Source organism: Polynucleobacter sp. AP-Elch-400A-B2 (assembly GCF_018688355.1).
Lineage (GTDB): Bacteria > Pseudomonadota > Gammaproteobacteria > Burkholderiales > Burkholderiaceae > Polynucleobacter.
The window spans coordinates 453,904-470,134 of record NZ_CP061317.1 but is presented as its reverse complement, the minus strand read 5'-3'; the positions used below and the strand labels follow the sequence as shown (position 1 = coordinate 470,134).

The 16,231-nt window shown below is 43.0% G+C and carries 23 protein-coding genes; 10 read left to right on the top strand and 13 right to left on the bottom strand.

Translation table 11 applies throughout. The annotated features are described in order from the left end of the window. The first annotated feature begins 175 nt into the window (after nucleotides 1–175). From FD977_RS02530 to maiA, 4 genes are read left to right on the top strand one after another with little or no spacing between them, the layout of a single operon-like run. On the top strand, nucleotides 176–856 hold the full coding sequence (locus tag FD977_RS02530; RefSeq protein ID WP_251369519.1) for a GntR family transcriptional regulator: 681 nt from the start codon (nucleotides 176–178) through the stop codon (nucleotides 854–856). 31 nt (nucleotides 857–887) lie between these two features. Then, nucleotides 888–2,408, top strand: a complete 1,521-nt coding sequence (locus FD977_RS02525) for an aldehyde dehydrogenase (RefSeq protein ID WP_215306061.1) — start codon at nucleotides 888–890, stop codon at nucleotides 2,406–2,408. 47 nt (nucleotides 2,409–2,455) lie between these two features. Further along, nucleotides 2,456–3,244 carry an alpha/beta fold hydrolase gene (locus tag FD977_RS02520; protein ID WP_215306060.1) on the top strand — a complete coding sequence of 263 codons (789 nt, stop codon included), beginning with the start codon at nucleotides 2,456–2,458 and terminating at the stop codon, nucleotides 3,242–3,244. Continuing rightward, the gene (gene maiA, locus FD977_RS02515) at nucleotides 3,244–3,891 is read left to right on the top strand and encodes a maleylacetoacetate isomerase (RefSeq protein WP_215306058.1); all 648 of its coding nucleotides are present in this window, start codon (nucleotides 3,244–3,246) and stop codon (nucleotides 3,889–3,891) included. The genes FD977_RS02520 and maiA overlap by 1 nt, the downstream gene beginning before the upstream one ends. Before the next feature lie 68 nt (nucleotides 3,892–3,959). On the opposite strand, the gene FD977_RS02510 is transcribed toward maiA, so the two are convergent. After that, nucleotides 3,960–4,568, bottom strand: coding sequence for a glutathione S-transferase N-terminal domain-containing protein (locus FD977_RS02510; protein ID WP_215306056.1), 609 nt, complete (start codon nucleotides 4,566–4,568; stop codon nucleotides 3,960–3,962). 215 nt (nucleotides 4,569–4,783) lie between these two features. Between FD977_RS02510 and ahpC the strand changes: the two genes are divergently transcribed. Both ahpC and ahpF read left to right on the top strand, forming a co-directional pair. Then, a complete protein-coding gene (gene ahpC / locus FD977_RS02505; protein WP_215306054.1) occupies nucleotides 4,784–5,347 on the top strand; it encodes an alkyl hydroperoxide reductase subunit C in 564 nt (187 codons plus the stop codon). A 119-nt stretch (nucleotides 5,348–5,466) separates the two neighbouring features. Beyond that, complete coding sequence (gene ahpF / locus FD977_RS02500) at nucleotides 5,467–7,011, top strand: alkyl hydroperoxide reductase subunit F (protein WP_215306052.1); 1,545 nt, start codon at nucleotides 5,467–5,469, stop codon at nucleotides 7,009–7,011. Between the two features lie 44 nt (nucleotides 7,012–7,055). Here ahpF and FD977_RS02495 read toward each other — a convergent pair whose 3' ends face one another. The 10 genes from FD977_RS02495 to FD977_RS02450 all read right to left on the bottom strand — a co-directional run bounded on the left by FD977_RS02495 (nucleotide 7,056) and on the right by FD977_RS02450 (nucleotide 13,000). Beyond that, nucleotides 7,056–7,613: a hypothetical protein gene (locus FD977_RS02495; protein WP_215306050.1), complete on the bottom strand. Its 558-nt coding sequence runs from the start codon at nucleotides 7,611–7,613 to the stop codon at nucleotides 7,056–7,058. Between the two features lie 193 nt (nucleotides 7,614–7,806). Continuing rightward, nucleotides 7,807–8,013 carry a hypothetical protein gene (locus FD977_RS02490; RefSeq protein ID WP_215306048.1) on the bottom strand — a complete coding sequence of 69 codons (207 nt, stop codon included), beginning with the start codon at nucleotides 8,011–8,013 and terminating at the stop codon, nucleotides 7,807–7,809. Between the two features lie 14 nt (nucleotides 8,014–8,027). Further along, nucleotides 8,028–8,213 carry a hypothetical protein gene (locus FD977_RS02485; RefSeq protein WP_215306046.1) on the bottom strand — a complete coding sequence of 62 codons (186 nt, stop codon included), beginning with the start codon at nucleotides 8,211–8,213 and terminating at the stop codon, nucleotides 8,028–8,030. A gap of 390 nt (nucleotides 8,214–8,603) precedes the next feature. Further along, the gene (locus FD977_RS02480) at nucleotides 8,604–9,152 is read right to left on the bottom strand and encodes a hypothetical protein (RefSeq protein WP_215306044.1); all 549 of its coding nucleotides are present in this window, start codon (nucleotides 9,150–9,152) and stop codon (nucleotides 8,604–8,606) included. Beyond that, nucleotides 9,149–10,330 carry a hypothetical protein gene (locus tag FD977_RS02475; protein WP_215306042.1) on the bottom strand — a complete coding sequence of 394 codons (1,182 nt, stop codon included), beginning with the start codon at nucleotides 10,328–10,330 and terminating at the stop codon, nucleotides 9,149–9,151. Before FD977_RS02475 ends, FD977_RS02480 begins: the two co-directional genes overlap by 4 nt. 142 nt (nucleotides 10,331–10,472) lie before the next feature. Further along, a complete protein-coding gene (locus tag FD977_RS02470; protein WP_215306040.1) occupies nucleotides 10,473–10,814 on the bottom strand; it encodes a hypothetical protein in 342 nt (113 codons plus the stop codon). 3 nt (nucleotides 10,815–10,817) lie between these two features. Further along, complete coding sequence (locus FD977_RS02465; protein WP_215306038.1) at nucleotides 10,818–11,720, bottom strand: ParA family protein; 903 nt, start codon at nucleotides 11,718–11,720, stop codon at nucleotides 10,818–10,820. A 35-nt stretch (nucleotides 11,721–11,755) separates the two neighbouring features. Then, nucleotides 11,756–12,151 carry a polymer-forming cytoskeletal protein gene (locus FD977_RS02460; RefSeq protein ID WP_215306036.1) on the bottom strand — a complete coding sequence of 132 codons (396 nt, stop codon included), beginning with the start codon at nucleotides 12,149–12,151 and terminating at the stop codon, nucleotides 11,756–11,758. A gap of 18 nt (nucleotides 12,152–12,169) precedes the next feature. Beyond that, complete coding sequence (locus FD977_RS02455) at nucleotides 12,170–12,637, bottom strand: polymer-forming cytoskeletal protein (RefSeq protein ID WP_215306034.1); 468 nt, start codon at nucleotides 12,635–12,637, stop codon at nucleotides 12,170–12,172. A gap of 24 nt (nucleotides 12,638–12,661) precedes the next feature. Beyond that, nucleotides 12,662–13,000 carry a polymer-forming cytoskeletal protein gene (locus FD977_RS02450; protein WP_215306033.1) on the bottom strand — a complete coding sequence of 113 codons (339 nt, stop codon included), beginning with the start codon at nucleotides 12,998–13,000 and terminating at the stop codon, nucleotides 12,662–12,664. Between the two features lie 141 nt (nucleotides 13,001–13,141). Between FD977_RS02450 and FD977_RS02445 the strand changes: the two genes are divergently transcribed. Further along, nucleotides 13,142–13,588, top strand: coding sequence for a surface-adhesin E family protein (locus FD977_RS02445; protein WP_215306031.1), 447 nt, complete (start codon nucleotides 13,142–13,144; stop codon nucleotides 13,586–13,588). Nucleotides 13,589–13,594: 6 nt separating this feature from the next. On the opposite strand, the gene FD977_RS02440 is transcribed toward FD977_RS02445, so the two are convergent. Continuing rightward, nucleotides 13,595–13,945: a hypothetical protein gene (locus FD977_RS02440; RefSeq protein WP_215306030.1), complete on the bottom strand. Its 351-nt coding sequence runs from the start codon at nucleotides 13,943–13,945 to the stop codon at nucleotides 13,595–13,597. Nucleotides 13,946–14,055: 110 nt separating this feature from the next. On the opposite strand from FD977_RS02440, the gene FD977_RS02435 reads away from it, so the two are divergent. The 3 genes from FD977_RS02435 (at nucleotide 14,056) to FD977_RS02425 (ending at nucleotide 15,767) form a co-directional block, all read left to right on the top strand. Next, on the top strand, nucleotides 14,056–14,991 hold the full coding sequence (locus tag FD977_RS02435; RefSeq protein ID WP_215306028.1) for a M23 family metallopeptidase: 936 nt from the start codon (nucleotides 14,056–14,058) through the stop codon (nucleotides 14,989–14,991). A gap of 90 nt (nucleotides 14,992–15,081) precedes the next feature. Beyond that, complete coding sequence (locus tag FD977_RS02430) at nucleotides 15,082–15,231, top strand: hypothetical protein (protein ID WP_215306026.1); 150 nt, start codon at nucleotides 15,082–15,084, stop codon at nucleotides 15,229–15,231. Between the two features lie 113 nt (nucleotides 15,232–15,344). After that, nucleotides 15,345–15,767 (top strand): FliG C-terminal domain-containing protein, encoded by a 423-nt coding sequence (locus FD977_RS02425; protein ID WP_215306024.1) that lies wholly within the window; start codon nucleotides 15,345–15,347, stop codon nucleotides 15,765–15,767. 65 nt (nucleotides 15,768–15,832) lie between these two features. On the opposite strand, the gene FD977_RS02420 is transcribed toward FD977_RS02425, so the two are convergent. Next, a complete protein-coding gene (locus FD977_RS02420) occupies nucleotides 15,833–16,093 on the bottom strand; it encodes a hypothetical protein (protein ID WP_215306023.1) in 261 nt (86 codons plus the stop codon). Nucleotides 16,094–16,231 lie beyond the last annotated feature (138 nt).

The window sequence follows — 16,231 nt, the reverse complement described above, 5'->3', positions numbered from 1 at the left end:
TATTATTTTGTAGAGCTAATTGATATACTACAATAAAATAAAATTAAATCAATAAATCTCTTGAAAATTTATTTATTTATTTAAATCAATAACTTATAGTTTTACATATACCTGTCAAAAGCTCTTGTGATATATTACGACAAATAATTAAGGACTACCTAATATCTTTAAACTCATGGCAAGCACCACCATAGAACCCATAGAAACTGAAGGTCGACTGCTGCGAGAGCAAGTCTACGAAGCCTTGCGCCATGACATTCTGACCTGCAATCTCATGCCTGGTGCGGAGATACGGGAAGCTGAGTTAGCGGTTCGTTTTGAAGTAAGTAAATCCCCAGTACGTGATGCGCTCATTAGCCTGGAACGTGAAGGCTTAATAATCACTACCCCCCGCCAAGGCTATCGTGTAGCCCCAGTCTCTATCTCCGACATGCTCGATATGTTTCATTTGCGCGCCGCCTTAGAGCGCGCCAATATGGAACGCATCATTCGTAATGCTAGTGATGAGCAACTTCAAGAGCTTGATCAATTTAAGAACTTTCATCGAGACCAATGGTCCGATGGTTTTATCGGCTACAACAAAAAATTCCACCGGCTCCTAGCTGAATTAGGTGGTAATCCAAGAATGCGTGATCAACTGATCGACCTCATTGATTTAATGGAAAGAGCAGTACAAATTAGCGTTAGTAATGTGGATCATGGAACTCCAGAAGCATTAGTAGCAGAACATCGCGAGATCATCGATGTTATTCAGTCTAGATCTATCAAGACCGCCCAAAGATTAGCGGAGCAGCATGTACTTGCAGCAGGTAAGCGTGTCAGTAATGCTGTGTCACGCGGAATGATCGTCAGTTAATTCAATACATAATTTTTCAATAAGGATCCTCATGTCAACAACTCAGAAGCAAGTACCTATCCGCGGACTATTTATCGATGGTAAGGAAATTCCGGCTTCCCAGCCTGATTTATTAGATGTATTGAATCCAGCGACCGGTGAGATGCTTGCGCAAATTTCACATGCAACTGATGCCGATGTTGATAAGGCAGTGAAGAGCTCAGCAAAAGCATTTGCCAGTCCTGAGTGGAGTTCAATGTCAAACCGTACACGTGCTAAGTTAATTAATAAATTAGCAGATGTGTTCGAAGCTAACTTAGAAGAGATCTACACTTTAGAAACTGCCAATAATGGTCGCTCGTTAAATGAAACGCGGGCACAAGTTTCACGTCTACCTGACTTTTTCCGCTATAACGCAGGCCTCGCTATTGCGCGTCGTGACTCCGTCATTCCAGTCGATGGCAACTACCTTAACTACACCTTACGCACTCCAATTGGGGTCGTGGGTAACTCCACCCCATTTAATCATCCCTTGATGATCATGGTAAAAAGTTTGGCTCCTACACTGGCATCTGGTTGCACTACAGTAGTTAAACCATCTGAGTACACCCCGCTAACAACGCTTCGCCTTGCAGAATTATTTGTTGAAGCAGGCTTGCCACCAGGAGTATTCAATGTGATCACCGGACTTGGGCCCTCTACTGGTAAAGCCTTAGCTGAGCATCCTGGTTTAGCAAAATGGGTGCTTACTGGCGGTACCGAAGCTGGACGCATTACTGGGGCTTTAGCGGGCAGTAATTTCGCACACCAAACCTTAGAGCTTGGTGGCAAAACTCCTGTTCTCGTGTTTGATGACTTCAATATTGATCAAGCAGTGAACTACGCCGCTTTCGGTGCCTTCATTGGCGCAGGACAAACCTGTATTTGCGGTAGCCGTCAAATTGTTCAGGCAAACATTTACGATGAGTTCGTAGAAAAGTTAGCAGCTAAAGCCAAATCGATCCGCATCGGCAACCCCATTGACGCTAAAGTGCAACTTGGACCAGTAGTTTCAGCTCGCCAGCAGCAGCGCGTTCTGAAATATATCGACATTGGATTAAATGAAGATAAAGCACGCTTAGTTGCCGGAGGCAAGGTGCCTACCGACCCAAGTCTTCAGAATGGTTTCTTTGTAGAGCCGACTGTTTTTGCTGACGTAACTAGAAATATGCGCATCTTCCAAGAAGAGGTATTTGGCCCATTTGTCTCTGTTACTAAATTCACAACCGAAGAAGAAGGTCTTGAATTGGCAAATGACTCTCCATTTGGTTTAGCTGGTGCAATTCGTACGAATGATGTCACTAGAGCCCACCGTGTTGCTGCAAAACTTAAATGCGGCATTGTCTGGGTAAATGACCACCACCGCTTAGACCCAGCATCACCTTGGGGCGGCATCAAAGACTCAGGAATTGGTCGCGAGTGTGGAACAGAATCATTTGATCAACATTTTGAAACCAAGAGCGTCATGATTCGCTTGGATGACGCTCCATTTGACTGGTACAAAGATACTGCTAGTCAGCCACGACTTAACTAATACGAAAAGTAATTCTTGGAATATAAGAGCTAAAGGAACAATTTAATATGGCACACCAAACGCTAAATATCGATAACAAAAAGTTGAGTCTGGAAATTACAGGCGTAGGCACTCCAATTATTTTGTTCCACTCGCTGCTTGCAGATAGCAGTTCTTTTAAGCCATTGGCAGATGATCTAGTAAAAACCCATCAAGTGATCTCTTTAAATCTTCCCGGATTTGAGGGTTCTGAATTTGTGGGTGGCGACCTTAATCTAATCGCCGATCATATTGCTAAAGGCATCGAATCCCTCAAACTCACTGAAAAGCCAATTTTTTTAGGTAACGGTTACGGTGGATTTATTGCCTTGATCACCAGCATTCGCCACCCACAATTAGCCTCACGCTTAGTATTGGCTGATTGTGGCGCGATGTTCTCCGAACCGGGTCGCGCAGCCTTCAGGGGTATGTCAGCCGCAGCTAAGGAGAAAGGTTTAGAAGCCATTGCGGATGTTGCAATGCGCCGCTTATTTGCTCCAGAATTTCAGGATCAAAACCCAGGATTAGTTGCGGATCGGAAAAAGCGTTTCTTAGCCCTCGATACAGAAACATTTCATGGTGCATGCTCCGCTTTGGCTGGTCTTGATATTCGCGATCAACTTGTAAAAGTGTCGCAACCAGTACTAGTACTGGTTGGAGAATTAGATGAAGCTACCCCGTCATCTATGTCTGTAGAGCTCCACGCCGGATTACCAAATGCAACATTGAATATCCTGGCAGGTTTAGCTCACGTTCCGCAGCTTCAGGCACCAGCAATTTTTATGGATGCTATTCGTAACTTTATTAACGCTAAGTAATGAAAGTTACTCTTTACGGATACTGGCGATCCCTAGCCGCCTATCGAGTTAGGGTTGCGCTATCACTAAAGGGGGTTCCCTTTGAAGAGATATCGGTCAACTTAGCAAGTGGTGAACAATTTGGAGAAGCCTACAGCTTAATCAATCCACAGCATGTGGTGCCACTGCTTAAGCATGATGGCCATGAGATTGGTCAATCGTTAGCGATTCTTGAATACATCGAAGATATTTGGCCTAATCCAAAACTGATGCCAAGCATTCCCATCGACAAAGCAGAGGTTAGGGCGCTAGCTTTAATAGCCATTGCAGATACGCATCCCCTCATCATCCCGCGAGTCAGAAACTTTCTAAATAAAGAATGGGATTTAGATGAATCTCATCAAACTAAATGGGCTCAACATTGGTTTTCTGAAGGTAATGAGGCTATCGAAAATACGCTGAAGAAGCTGGGGAAGTCTAAAACTTACTCATTTGGTAATGAGCCAACGATAGCTGATATTGCCCTAGCATCTCACGTCATTGGCGCCAAACTATTTGGTGTTGATATGAGTGTGGCCCCCATTCTGAGTGGCATCTTTGAAAACTGCATGAAGCTAGACAGTTTCTCTAGCGCTCATCCACTCAAACAAGCAGGTGCGCCTAATTAAGTCTAATTATCACAATGCACATCTGATTAGAGTTTCCTCGTTTCCAAAGCGCTATCACCGCTATTGCTTCAATCAATCCATACGGGATGCTTACTCATTACCATACCAAACAACTCAGACCTCAGATGCTGATTGAGCCATTCCTGGAGCGCAGCAAATGGCAAACTCTCAAATCGCCGAGCATTAACTGCAGCAAACTGTCTAACAAATGGAAAAATAGCTATATCTACCCAAGATATTTTGTTACCCAATAAATAGGGACTCCATTGAAGAGCATCGTCCATGGGCTCAATCATGAGAGCTATTGCGCTATTTAAAACACTCTCATGCTCAAGGTCTGGAAATCGGTTAGGGTATTTATATTGATCTAGTAAAACCTTAAATGGGCCATCGTTTTTTTTGATCCAATATTGAGAGCTCGATTGGTCAACCTCTCCCCAGCCATCTGGATCGGACTGCTGTAGCGCCCAACGCATGATATCCAAGCTTTGATCTAGAACGAATCCATTAATGCATAAAACCGGAACGGTTCCCTTGGGCGAAGCGAGTAGCATGGATTTCGGCTTATTTTTTAGCTCAATCTCCCTATGCTCAATCTCAATGCCCGCATATTTCAGCGCCATACGCGCTCGCATGGCATATGGACATCTTCGGTAGGAGTACAAAATTGGCATCATGCTACCAGTTTATAACGGGGATTTATTCATGGTCAGATGAAGACTTGAAGCAAAGATTGGATAACAAGGCTCCTGTTAAGGCCAAAGACAGGCCCCATATGCTGATCTATTAAATAGATCATTAATATATAAATAATTCATTATGCAAATAAATAATTAGCCTCTAGAATGGTCTCAGTTGTAAATCAACTAACTCATTTTTAACAGGAGAAACCATGTCATTAATTAACACAACAGTTCCGCCATTCAAAACCCAAGCCTTCCATAATGGTAAGTTCGTAACCGTTTCCGATGAAACTTTGAAAGGCAAATGGTCAGTATTGATTTTCATGCCAGCAGCATTCACATTCAACTGCCCAACAGAAATTGAAGATGCGGCTGATAACTATGCTGAATTCCAGAAGATGGGTGCTGAGGTATACATCATTACTACTGATACCCATTTCTCACATAAAGTATGGCATGAGACTTCACCTGCAGTAGGTAAGGCGAAGTTCCCATTGGTTGGCGATCCAACACATACATTGACACGTGGTTTTGGTGTGCATATCGAAGAAGAAGGTCTCGCATTGCGCGGCACATTCATCATCAATCCAGAAGGCGTTATCAAAACAGCTGAGATTCACTCAAATGAAATCGCTCGCGATATCTCTGAGACATTGCGCAAGCTTAAGGCTGCTCAGTACACAGCTGCTCACCCAGGCGAAGTATGCCCAGCCAAGTGGAAAGAAGGCGCAGCAACATTGACTCCATCTTTGGACCTCGTAGGCAAGATCTAAGGATCCATTTAGTAGCAATTAGCAATTAATAGACTCTCTTCGGAGAGTCTATTGGACAGGATGAGTAAGAGTAGCCCTGCCCAATAGACTCATCAAGATTCAACACTAAGGAATACAGCATGTTAGACACTAATATCAAAACCCAGCTCAAAGCCTATTTTGAAAAAATAGAAAGCCCGATTGTTTTAGAGGCTACATTAGATGAGGGTACCCAATCAGCGCAGATGCTCGAGCTATTGAATGAAGTTGCAGAGCAATCTACCAAGATCACTGTAAAGACTTCAGGTAGTAGTAAAAACATTCCTAGCTTTACTGTAGGCAAGGCAGATGAAGTGGCTCGTATCGCATTCTCTGGTCTCCCAATGGGTCATGAGATGACCTCTTTTATTTTGGCTATTTTGCAAGCTAGCGGTTATCCACCAAAGGTTGAGCAAGATGTGATTGAAAGCATCAAAGGCTTAGAAGGTAAAAAACGCTTTCAGACCTTCATTTCTTTGTCATGCCATAACTGCCCGGATGTAGTACAAGCCCTAAACCTCATGGCGGCACTGAATCCAAATATCGAACATGAAATGATTGATGGCGCCCTCTTCCAGGGTTTAGTGGATCAATACCAAATCATGGCTGTGCCTACAGTCATTCTGAATGGCCAAGTCTTTGGTCAAGGTCGTATGAGCGTTGAAGAAATTGCTGCGAAATTAGATACCAAGACCTCAGCACGTGATGCTGAGAAATTAAGTGCTAAACCTGCCTACGACTCTCTGATTATTGGTGGCGGTCCAGCAGGTGCTTCGGCTGCAATTTATTCTGCCCGCAAAGGAATCAGGACCGGTGTTGTAGCTCAACGCTTTGGTGGACAGGTGGCAGATACAGTAGGCATTGAAAACTTCATCTCCGTGAAAGAAACTGAAGGCCCGAAACTAGTCACAGCTCTTGAGCAGCACGTCAAAGAGTATGAGGTAGATGTGATGAATCTACAAACCGCCAAGAGCCTAAGTAAGACTGGCGATGAGATTGCGATCACCTTAGAAAATGGTGCCGTGCTGAAGAGCAAAACAGTCATCCTGAGCACGGGTGCACGCTGGCGCGAAATGAATGTGCCTGGCGAGCAAGAGTACCGCGGCAAGGGTGTAGCCTACTGCCCTCACTGTGACGGCCCTTTATATAAAGGTAAACGTGTCGCAGTGATTGGTGGTGGAAACTCGGGTGTTGAAGCTGCAATTGATTTGGCGGGCCTTGTGAGTCATGTCACCTTAATTGAGTTTGATACTCAATTGCGTGCCGATGCCATACTACAGAAAAAAATGTATAGCATGTCCAATGTTACGGTAATCACTAACGCCTTAAGTAAAGAAGTGTTGGGTGCCGATGGTAAGGTAACTACCTTGAGATATGAAGATCGCGCTAACAATCAAATGCATGACATTGCCCTTGAAGGAATCTTTGTGCAGATCGGCTTGCTACCTAATACGGATTGGCTCAAAGGGATGATTGATTTATCCCCCCGGGGAGAAGTGATCATAGATCAAAAAGGTGAAACTTCGATGCCCGGTGTATTTGCAGCGGGAGACTGCACCACTGTACCCTACAAGCAAATTATCATCGCCATGGGCGAAGGGGCGAAGGCATCACTTTCAGCATTTGATTATTTAATTCGCTCATAGGCGGCAGACTCGCTCAGGTCTAAATCAGGCCTGAGCCCAGTCATCTAACTCTCGGAAGCTACCTGTGCCTCAGCGAATCTCATTTCTAAGGCGAGGCGCTTGAAGGCCGATTGATCTGGATATTGTTTTGCCAAATAATAAATAAGCTCCCGATCGGTTTTGCCAAACTGATGATCCTTAAGCATGGTTCTTAAAGCCCAAATTAATTGCAGGGAAGCGCGCTCATCCAACAAAATGCTCGCCTTATCTTCTGCACCCTCATCTAACTCTTGAAGATTAATTTCTTTAGCAAAGGACAATAGCTTTTGTGGCATATCCCACTTGACAACATTGTGAGCCCAATACAAAAAACGTTTTAAGTCTACCCGCATATTCTGAGCGGAAAAATTTTGCATCCAGGCATGCTCGATTAGCAGATCCAGCTTAAGCTTAAAGTCAGAATAGAGGTCTTCGAAATTATCCCGCTCAAAATGCAGCTCTCCCGCAGAATCCCTTCTTGGAAATTTAATTTGACGGGGATTTATTCCGAACACTAAAGCAGCTGCTTGCCATGTATAAACATATTGCCTAGAAATCCAATGATCCCAATCCAATTCAGTCATAAATTTCGCTTTATTTGATATCAATAAGAGCATAGCTTACTACGCCTTAGATGCTCAATATTGAGAAATGGTGAGGTCTGGGTCAGATAGACGCCTGATAACCCAACTCATTTGTATCTGCGTAGGCTCGGCATTTAGTAAATATAGCCTTGAGGCTCATAAAAACCTCAAGGTACGACACCTTGATATGGACTTAGTTCTTTGAAACTCCAGAGGTTTCAGAAGCCTCAGAAGCATATTTTTCAGCGATCAAGGAAAAATGTTTTTTGGCGTCAGAGTCTATCGCAACATCTTCAGCTTTATGAGGCCCTGATGTTGGCTTAGCCTCATCAATAAAAAAGTAGAGGCCAACTATCATCACTAATAAGGCAAAGATAACTGGGCCAATATATGTCCTCATGGGCTTTTCCCAGCTTAAGATATCTTGACAATATCAGCCTGAAGAGGATGAATCACATTGGGCAAGATTTCTGTGGGCTTGAATGATCTTGCAAGCTGCTCCTGCCAAAGCAAGCGATCCCTCACCAAGTCATCGATTTCTAATTTAATAAATGTTGCTGAGACCGCTGATAAATCACTCTTCGCTTGGAACTGATTCATGACCCTATCTCCTAATAAAAAAGCGTCCACTTCTTAGTACCATCCTAGACGCTCTCGCAAGCAAAATAAAGTGATTTGCGCAAGTCAAAGTGATTTTCTCGCCTAATGAAATTTTTTCATAAGTAATTGATTTATATATATTTTATTAATGAAAATGAAAATAATTGCCATCCCCGCAATACTCTTTAGGTAGATAAATGAATAACTTCATTAACCTATCGAAAGGTTTAAAAAAATATATAAGGTAAGTATTAGAACTTGTTGATAAATATAGAATTTTATCGTTCTGGGTATTTCAATATAAATAAAAGTAGTGCGGAGAGGCTTGCTTATACCCAAATTGTCTACATATAGACTGAAATCAAAATGACGGGGCTATGGGTCTATGTCTTAGACATTAATCATTTCCCAGCCACCTTTTAATTTCACATGAAAGGCATCGGTATAGCGATAAAATTCAATTTCATTAAAGCGTCCATCAGCATCCAAAAGATGATTAAACAAAGCGGAGATATTCCAAGGCTCCCAATCAAAGGCTGGTTTTTCCGCCCATACCTTTGTACCCTTTTCCTGCTTAACAAACTGACTCATAAAACCAATCATCGTGGCAACATCTTCGCCATAGGTCACGACTGCACGCAAATATTTAGGCTCATCTAAAAACTTCATTTGTATAACTAAATAGGGTAAGGCAAAGGCTAAACATTTATGTCTGCGAGAGTTGCGGAAATAAACTTGTTTGGTGACCGACCATGGCTGATCTGAGTTATTTAAAGAAAAATCAAATACCCAAGAAGTATTATAAAAAAAGATGCATTGGCGACCAGCTATTTCATTAATGACTTTTTGTAGAGGAGTGGTCTCGCGAAGTAATCGTAAATGCTCTATTGGATGAAGCTTGCCTTCTTTTTTTGATGCTGGATTATCAATATCACTCACTCTTGCCTCTTAAATTGCTCAAAGATGAATGCTGACTTATCGCCTACGTCTCTACTCACACGATAGACATAATTCTGATCATAGATAAAGAAATATTTTCGCAGGAATGGATCGGCCAATACAATCTTTTTAAAATTACCTTGGCCAAGGTTATTCACCAGAGCCACAATCTTCTGAAAATCATTTGTAGGGGTTTCAAGTAAAGCTTGCTGAGCTTGCACTCTTATCAATAATTCAGCTTTATTGGTTGACCCCTCATAAAAGGCTGGACAACACTTTACAACGCCCTTGGGCCGAGCTCCAAGCCACACAAACTCATCGTTGCCATACTTCATTGCGGCAGGAGTAATCGACAGCTTTTGAGTGCTGCCTTCTGACACCCATACCCCGAGCCAGCGCTCATTGATGGCCACAGTTTGAGCATTAAGCTCAGCTTGAGCTGCATCACTACCAGATGGTTCTGTACTAGCGTTTGGATTACTAGAACTAGTCTCTACAGGCCCCTGAATTTCTAAGGCCTTAGGGGCCTCGACAATCTCAGGACCAACTATATTTTGAGAAAGTGCGTAAAACATGCCCCCTAGAACAATTAAATACAGTAGGGAGCCGATGATCATGGTGATGGGCAATGAATTTCTAGATTCTTGCCCGACTCTGAGTGAAGTATTCTCAGGTAATGGGGTGTGAGCAACTTTTGCTGATTCAGAAGTAATTTCAGAGAAACTATCCTTCAAGGAATCCAGGGAAGGGGCTTTATGGCTAGGATGCTGTGATGGACACTCTAGCGAATGTGCATAAGATAAAGCCTCCTCCAAACTTGCAAAGACTTTATTGCGGCAGACCAATTGATTTAAAACCGCATTTCTCTCTAGATTGTATTTAGTAACCAAATACAACTTATAGGCATCATGTTGCAAGTCTTTGGAGCCAGAGTATCTCGCACCACTTTTTTGGGGCATCGGAAAAAAAAACCCCGCAACTAAAAAAGCTAGACCTACCAGTAATTTGAATTGCACTGGATTGTGTATTTGACTCAGAATAAATTGCTGCAATCCCTCAATATCCAGTCTAATAACTTGACTTTGGACTGCAGCGAATAACAAAGTCAGACCGCACAAAACTGCAGTCACCTTCAATGCAATTTGAAAATAGCGAGAATATGTCAGATTGTCGGACACTTAAATTCCTTAATAAAATCTAGGGAGAGCACATATTGAACTCAAGAACTCCAAAAATGTTACTACCAATTAATCTATTTGGCGACTCGCCGTAGGATCAAACCAGTGCCATTATTTCCATACCGAGAGATCTAACGGAAAGCTAGGAAATACGTTTAGGAGTAGTGGTATCCGCTGCTTGATGTTGGTCAGACTCTTCCTTTGGGCTAGCTGGGGGATCAGGCTCCTTGGGAGCCTGTTTTGGAACTTCTACAAGCTCTTCCGGTCTTACAAAAGTATCGGTTGTGCCAAAGTTATCTACCCAGTGAAAGACTTCCATAAACTGTTCTTTAGGCATAAAACGCAAAGCAGAGTCATCGTAATTTTTATACTCAACATAGCTCACGCCCAACTCATTGGGAGTATAGAGTCGCTTCACGGCAACTCGATGTCCATGCTCATCTTCAAATACGTCGTTTCTGTACGGATCTTTCGTGCTTGTCATGAGTTAATTATCACCCCTTCTCAAGAAAGAGGGCACCAAGCCTCCCTTTTTCAAGCGCTGTTCTGTTGAGCCTTCATTTTTTAGCTCCGGCACAGGTAAAGTGTTTGCAATGCCGCCGTAAAAATTGAGGCCACGTGCTCTTTCACGATAATCATCTAGGACGCTCACTTTTTTCACGATCGCACGATTTAAAGAGTTGCCACTAATCGAAATTGATTTTCTAACAATGTTCCGTTCCATGATTTTTTTAGAAATATATTTTCCAAAAATAGAAAAATTCTCTGCAATTTTTTGATCAGGACAGACACATAAAAAATCCTCATACACATAACTGTCAATTGCTGGTGTTCGATAGACAGGTGGAGTAATGTGGCAATTCATGAGAAATTCTAAGTTGGTAAATGTTGCATGGGAAGAGTACCCCTCATCCACTTTACTAGGAACCACCAAAATAAACTGTTTGTTGACTGCCAGACGAGACATACACTGTTGCGCATATTTCAGAATGAAAATTTCAGTACTTGCCATTTCAAATTTAGAGTTTGAGCTAGGCACTAAAACCATATCAAAATCTAAGATAAATTGTTCAGACATGGCCGGCGTCCAAGTGAGATCACAAATGCAGACCTCAACTCCGGATGAATACTTGCGAACACCCGAGCGAGCACTGAGAAGAGCCGCACCACTACTTTCATAATTGACGTCAAGGCAATGGACTTGGACACCGATATCCGGTGCTTTCTTAGCCCAGCGAGAAGAAGATGCTTGAGGATCCATGTCAATCAAGGACACTTTGATGTTTTCTTGTATCGCAAGATAAGCTGCTAGGTTAACGGCAATCGTGCTCTTACCAACACCACCCTTTTGGTTGGTCACTAGAATTTTGATTGTGCCATTGGTATACATGTTAATTACTCTTTATCGCCAACAATACCCGGTTCCTATTTGTCATCATGATCATCATCGTTGATGATTTTGGAAAGTAGTCCGCTCAAACGTGCACCCTGTTCGATACCAATTTGAGCATAAATAATATCTCCATGGACATCTGCACCACTATGCAATTCCACTCTTTCAGTTGCCAGCACATTACCTTCTACTCGACCAGCAACCAACACTCGTACCCCAGAAATATTACCCTGCACTAAACCAGTTTTACCAAGAGCAATACAAACGTCTGCGCCTGCCTTGGTTTTAATATCACCAACCACCGTGCCATCAATTCTGAGGGACTTTGTTGCCAATAAACTACCAGTGATTTCTAAATCAGATCCGATAATTGAGCCAAAGGTTTCTTTAGACGGATCAAGTAAGCGTATTACGGTATTTTGTTTCAAAGCAATATTAGTTGCAGGTTAGTTTTTATTAAATTTGCCGCTAATCTTGCCACCACGTTGAATATGAATATATTTGTAATTGATATTTCCGCTGACATGAGCAAGGGGACCGACATTCAAGTCATCGCAGTTGACGTCTCCCTTCAGGTTCCCCTTAATCACCAGATTTTCAGTATTGAGTTCACCGTCAACTTGACCAGAGGAATCAATCAAAATAGATTTAGCGGTAACCTTGCCGCGTACAGTCCCAGAAATATTCAATACCCCATCAGAAACTATCGTGCCTTCAAAGGTAAAGCCCTCACTCAGAATCGATGGCTTACTGTTGATGGAAGAACGAACAGGAGACTCACTTCGAAAATTTTGCTCGACTGGTTCAGAGTCAAATTCTTCAGGCATCGTTGACTGAGAAAAGTTATCAGGCTGCTCTTGCATATCTTGCTCTGGGTTATTTTGTGAAGTGGAATTTTTTGAAAAGATAGACATCGTTGTATGTTCTGCTTGAGATAATTAGGAATGGGGATTGAGATTATGTAATTCACCATGCAAATGGCCACCTTTTTCAATCTCAATTTCCGAATAATTGATAGAACCACTAACCTTGCCGGTGGAACGAATAATCAAACTGCGGGTTGAAGAAATATACTCATTTACTTCACCACGAATATCGACTGACTCACCAGATAATTTTCCGCGCACGACGCCTGTTGCTTCTATGATGACTTGTTTTGCAGTAATCTCACCTTCAACAACTCCTGAAATGGAGGCAATATCGGGAACTTCAAAATTTCCTTTGAGAACTACACCTTCACCTACAAATAGGCAACCTTGTTGATTTGCTTCAGCCATGCTTAACACTCCTTGGGGGCAGTACTTCTATTATTGGTATAAATTACAGCGATTTTATCAGTTGAAACTCCCTTTAAGGGCTTAAACGCACTATATATGAACAATTTAAATATTTCACACCCCAATATTTACCCTCTTTTTATGACAAAAAAATGGATCTTGACGGTTTTAACGGCTTTTTTACTAAACCCGCTTAATGCCAGCTATGCTGGGTGGAGCTTTATCTCCTCTGATGCACTGGGAAATAACTACTACTACGATGTCAGTAAAACTGTTAAAGAACCCCAATCAGAGCAAGTGAGCACCTGGCTTTTAACAAGCTATTCTCAGGCTCTCTCTGGACCGAATGGAGAGCCCACCTTTTCTGTCATTCAGGATTTATCCTACTTTTGCCGAACCGGCTACGAGAGCTATAAACAGTTTTATATTGGTTATTACGCAGGTCCGGAGGGCTCTGGCACCAGTTTGGGCGCTGAAAATACCCCGGACTCACCCTGGGAACGCGTCATTCCAGAAACGATGAGTGATGTCTTATTTCAGTTTTTTTGTAAACCAGGTCAGTCCAGCAAGGACCAAAGCGGCAAGTAATCGCTTTTACGGTTTCACTTCTGGCGCAGCGTCTGGTTTGTTTTCAGCGGCACCAGCAGGTTTGGAGAAGTAACTCATTGGATAAGTAGTTTCCGCTCCAAATGGCCCCCGAATCCAGATTTGATCGTTATATCTCACATAGCAACTGCGGCTCACGCTACCTGTGGCACTGACGCTGTAAGAAAAAAACCAATTTGGTTCAATCCTACCTGTTTCAGAGGTACAAGGCTCGGCGGTAATGTACAAAATGTCGCCATGGGCTGGCATTTGGCCAATGATCGCCCCTTGAGCCATTGGATTGCCCAACAGAAAGAGGCCGGCTAACAGTATTTTAAAAGTGGGACGTAATAAATTCATAGGGAGCGAATGACAGAGTCGCTGTAAAGTAAACTTGTTGGTATTATAGGTTACCTTGCAGCTCAGCTGAGAAATTTTATTTAAAAAAATCAAGTACTTATAGAATATCAATGCAACTATTTTGGGTTTCGGGATCGACTGGCTCGATTAAACAAATCAATATCACCCAAAAGGGTGTTTTACGCTTGTTGGCTCTTGTCAGCTGCGCGTTTTGCGCCTTTGGGATTTTGATTTTTTATACCGGTATCACGATTGCATTTGAAGTAAACCCCGAGCTGGCTAAAGAAGTGACTGGAGTGGTAACACCTGAAGAGCGCTCAAGACTAGACGGCCTGTATCGTCGAGAGCTGGCCTCTTACCAAGAGCGTCTTAAGGAGGCTAGCGCTACCTTTAATGAACTCAAGGCCAGTAAAGATCGCTATCTTGCCATCTCAACCCCAAGTACCATCAAAGAGAAACTCTTAGACCCTGCGCACCTTGGTGGCCCTCTCAAGCCGGTCAACTTTCAGCTAGATCCCACTAAAGCATTGGTAGATAACTTAGAGGATCTTGCTAACAAGTCCAATGAAATTCTGGATATCGCCACTAAGCTAGAGCCTGAATGGCAAAAGCAGTACAGCTGGCTTAGAGCCCTACCCATTGGGCCACCAATTGATGCTAGGCTAGGTATGACCAGCAACTTTGGCGTTCGTATCGACCCCATTACACAGCAATTGGCGCAGCACTCTGGTATTGACTTTATTACTCCAACGGGCACCCCCATCGTAGCGTCGGGTGATGGTACGGTGCTTAAGTCGGCATTTGATCCAGCGTACGGCAACTTTATTGAAATTGCCCACAACGAAGGTTTTATTTCTAAGTATGCTCACAACAGCAAACTCTTGGTCAAAGCGGGGCAAGTCGTCAAGCGTGGTCAAGTGATTGCACAATCAGGCTCGACCGGCAGATCGACTGGCCCGCATCTTCACTATGAGATTCACCAAAATAGCACTTACCTAAATCCAGCCAAGATTTTGGTCTACGCCCCGCCCGCAAAGTACTGGTAATCCCTTTTAGCACCTTCTTAAAATAGGCGCTCAACACTTGTCCCAAAGCGCATCTCCATCTGCTTTAATCATTCATTGAGAATAAAGCCAATGTATAAAAACCTGATGCGCGGCGCCGTCATATTGTTAATCTTTTTAGGCTTGGCACTATTGATTGATCAAGGGATCTGCAGTAAATGGGTCTATCATGATTACGCCGCTGGCATGGATCGCAAGCTTTCCTGTTTTTGGAAATCCTAAGGTTTCACTGATGCTTCCGCTGAGTCATGCGCTGAGTAATTCGCTGAGTTGTTCACTTCAGTAAAACTAATCAGCTTTCAAATGACTTTGTAACTTAAGATAAGCTAGCACTCATGACAGTGAAACATGCCGCCGCAATTTTGGCGCACCTTCAGCAAACCCAAGTAGATCTGGGTGTACACCATGTCAAGACTCATGATGCCCAAATGGCCAGCGCCATTTTAGATCAGCTCTACAGCTTTGAAGACTTGGTGTTTTTAACTGGGCTTGATATGCAAACACTACTGCAAAAGATTTCGGATAAAAGCGTGGTGATTTGTTTAAAAAAAGCCAGCAAACCTTTGGGCATCAAAATCCTAAGCGCCATGACCAAAGCAAGAGCCAGAACCATCGGGGAAGATTTGCAACATAGCGAGAGGCTGCGAATCTCAGAAATCGATGCCATTCAGTTGGAGATTTTGCAAGAGGCGTACAAGCTACACCAAGCGCAACAAATTACCCTACGCAAAACGGCGTTGGATGAGAAGTATCTCTAAATGTCGGAACGTATTGGTAGCAAGTTTGAGCAACTCTAGAGCAGCTCAGGGGAACTCAGAGGAACTTAGTGATGCACGCCAGCTTCTTCCATCGCCTTCTGATGGGCTTTGCGCTGAGCGATTTTTTCAGTCATTTTTTCAATTTCATGATTGTGCAATAACACCTCATGCAAACTGCGATAGAGAAACTCTAGAGCAATAGCAATGACCAGCAACACAGTAAAGGTGAGCCATTTGTCATGCACCAGACAAATATCAGCCACCGTTAAAGCGATTAGGGCTTTAAAGCGGATAAAAGTTGTTTCCGGAAAATGAGGTAAATGCATGCTCACGATTTTTTTAAAAAGCTTTGTAGTTGCAGGATTGAGAAAAGTAACAGAAAAAATAGGTAAATAAAAGCCGCATTGCACAAAAACAGGGCTAGGCAGGGTAAAACGCCGTTTTGCAGCCCCAATGATGGTTTA

Bases quoted from the DNA above. Each gene is read 5' to 3' on its own strand.
- FD977_RS02445 (WP_215306031.1), top strand. From the start codon at position 13,142: ATGACAAAAAAATGGATCTTGACGGTTTTAACGGCTTTTTTACTAAAC.
- FD977_RS02425 (WP_215306024.1), top strand. From the start codon at position 15,345: ATGACAGTGAAACATGCCGCCGCAATTTTGGCGCACCTTCAGCAAACC.
- FD977_RS02525 (WP_215306061.1), top strand. From the start codon at position 888: ATGTCAACAACTCAGAAGCAAGTACCTATCCGCGGACTATTTATCGAT.
- maiA (WP_215306058.1), top strand. From the start codon at position 3,244: ATGAAAGTTACTCTTTACGGATACTGGCGATCCCTAGCCGCCTATCGA.
- ahpF (WP_215306052.1), top strand. From the start codon at position 5,467: ATGTTAGACACTAATATCAAAACCCAGCTCAAAGCCTATTTTGAAAAA.
- FD977_RS02465 (WP_215306038.1), bottom strand. From the start codon at position 11,720: ATGTATACCAATGGCACAATCAAAATTCTAGTGACCAACCAAAAGGGT.
- FD977_RS02530 (WP_251369519.1), top strand. From the start codon at position 176: ATGGCAAGCACCACCATAGAACCCATAGAAACTGAAGGTCGACTGCTG.
- FD977_RS02450 (WP_215306033.1), bottom strand. From the start codon at position 13,000: ATGGCTGAAGCAAATCAACAAGGTTGCCTATTTGTAGGTGAAGGTGTA.
- FD977_RS02470 (WP_215306040.1), bottom strand. From the start codon at position 10,814: ATGACAAGCACGAAAGATCCGTACAGAAACGACGTATTTGAAGATGAG.
- ahpC (WP_215306054.1), top strand. From the start codon at position 4,784: ATGTCATTAATTAACACAACAGTTCCGCCATTCAAAACCCAAGCCTTC.
- FD977_RS02455 (WP_215306034.1), bottom strand. From the start codon at position 12,637: ATGTCTATCTTTTCAAAAAATTCCACTTCACAAAATAACCCAGAGCAA.
- FD977_RS02440 (WP_215306030.1), bottom strand. From the start codon at position 13,945: ATGAATTTATTACGTCCCACTTTTAAAATACTGTTAGCCGGCCTCTTT.
- FD977_RS02430 (WP_215306026.1), top strand. From the start codon at position 15,082: ATGTATAAAAACCTGATGCGCGGCGCCGTCATATTGTTAATCTTTTTA.
- FD977_RS02520 (WP_215306060.1), top strand. From the start codon at position 2,456: ATGGCACACCAAACGCTAAATATCGATAACAAAAAGTTGAGTCTGGAA.
- FD977_RS02490 (WP_215306048.1), bottom strand. From the start codon at position 8,013: ATGAGGACATATATTGGCCCAGTTATCTTTGCCTTATTAGTGATGATA.
- FD977_RS02495 (WP_215306050.1), bottom strand. From the start codon at position 7,613: ATGACTGAATTGGATTGGGATCATTGGATTTCTAGGCAATATGTTTAT.
- FD977_RS02420 (WP_215306023.1), bottom strand. From the start codon at position 16,093: ATGCATTTACCTCATTTTCCGGAAACAACTTTTATCCGCTTTAAAGCC.
- FD977_RS02485 (WP_215306046.1), bottom strand. From the start codon at position 8,213: ATGAATCAGTTCCAAGCGAAGAGTGATTTATCAGCGGTCTCAGCAACA.
- FD977_RS02510 (WP_215306056.1), bottom strand. From the start codon at position 4,568: ATGATGCCAATTTTGTACTCCTACCGAAGATGTCCATATGCCATGCGA.
- FD977_RS02435 (WP_215306028.1), top strand. From the start codon at position 14,056: ATGCAACTATTTTGGGTTTCGGGATCGACTGGCTCGATTAAACAAATC.